The 1,461-nt window shown below is 62.9% G+C and carries 1 protein-coding gene; it reads right to left on the bottom strand.

What is annotated here, in order from left to right:
• Nucleotides 1-75: 75 nt before the first annotated feature.
• On the bottom strand, nt 76-1,323 hold the full coding sequence (locus tag RR3_RS24445) for an IS256 family transposase (RefSeq protein WP_017682404.1): 1,248 nt from the start codon (nt 1,321-1,323) through the stop codon (nt 76-78).
• Nucleotides 1,324-1,461 lie beyond the last annotated feature (138 nt).

Raw genomic sequence — 1,461 nt, 5'->3', positions numbered from 1 at the left:
GATAGTGCCCCGTGGAGTGGTGGACTTCGGATCGGCTCTGCAGTACACGTAGCGATCAACGAGTCGTGCTGAATACTATGCTGTTTCGCTCGAGCCGGTCAACGACAACGCCGGTTCGGTAGCGTGTTCCTTCGCGGCGATCACCGCACGAAGCTCGTCCATGCTCACATCCGAGACATACCGGCGGGTGACCTGCCACTCGTCGTGCTGCTCGATGACCACCGCGGTCGCCAACCGCAGGAACGCCGCCGGGTTCGGAAAGATCTCCACGACATCGGCTCGACGCTTGATTTCCTTATTCAACCGCTCAATTGGATTGTTGGACCAGATTTTTTGCCAATGCGCCTTCGGAAACGCGGTGAACGCCAGCACATCGTGTTTGGCCGCTTCCATCAACGCCGCCACCTTCGGAAACGACCCGGCGAAGGTATCGGTGACCTGATCCCACTGCGTAGCCACCTCGACCGGGTCGGTGTGCGCGAAAATCGTCTTGACCGCCGCCATCACCGGTGGCACGTGCTTCGCCGCCACCGCAGCTCGGATGTTACGCATGAAATGAACCCGACACCGCTGCCACGATGAACCCGCGAACTGCTGCATCACAGCAGCTTTGAGCCCACTGTGCGCATCGGAGATCACCAGATGCACCCCCGACAGACCACGGGCCTTGAGGCTGGTGAGGAACTCGCGCCAGAACTCGTAGGATTCACTGTCCCCGACCGCGGTGCCCAGAACCTCGCGGGTGCCGTCGATCGACACCCCGGTCGCGACCACCAACGCCTGGGACACCACGTGCGCACCCACCCGAACCTTGCAGAAGGTGGCGTCGAGAAACACGTACGGAAAGCTCGTGTGCGTCAGCGTACGCTCCCGGAACCGGGCGATCTCGGTATCGAGGCCGGCGCAGATCCGCGACACCTCCGACTTCGAAATCCCGGATTCGACCCCGAGAGCACCGACCAGGTCGTCGACGCTGCGGGTCGATACGCCGTGCACATACGCTTCCATCACCACCGCGTACAGCGCCTTGTCGATGCGACGGCGCCGCTCCAGCAAGGATGGGAAGAACGACCCGGACCGCAGCTCGGGAATCTTGACGTCCACATCACCGCTGGTGGTCGACACCGTCTTCGTGCGATACCCGTTGCGGTGCGTGGTGCGGGTGGCGGTGCGCTCATACCGGCCGGCACCGAGTTTGTCGGTGGCCTCGGCTTCGATCAGCGCCTGCAGGCCGGTGCGGATCAGTTCGGCGAACACGCTGGCGCTGTCGGCGCCCTTGAGTGCGTCGAGCTGAGCGAGGAGTGCAGAATGATCGTGGGTCATCGCGTAGCTGCTTTCTGTGAGTCACTTTGGTCGGTAACTCGTTGATCACTACGCGATGGCCCACCCGCAGAGCGGGAACGACACGCCGCGGACCTGGCCGGATGCCCTCAGCCGATTCCCACCACTCCCCGGGACTTA

Source organism: Rhodococcus ruber NBRC 15591 (assembly GCF_001894945.1).
Classification (GTDB): Bacteria; Actinomycetota; Actinomycetes; order Mycobacteriales; family Mycobacteriaceae; genus Rhodococcus; species Rhodococcus ruber.
Note: the sequence above shows the minus strand (reverse complement) of the source record. Positions and strands in the feature narration are given on the sequence as shown.

Bases quoted from the DNA above. Each gene is read 5' to 3' on its own strand.
- RR3_RS24445 (WP_017682404.1), bottom strand. From the start codon at position 1,323: ATGACCCACGATCATTCTGCACTCCTCGCTCAGCTCGACGCACTCAAG.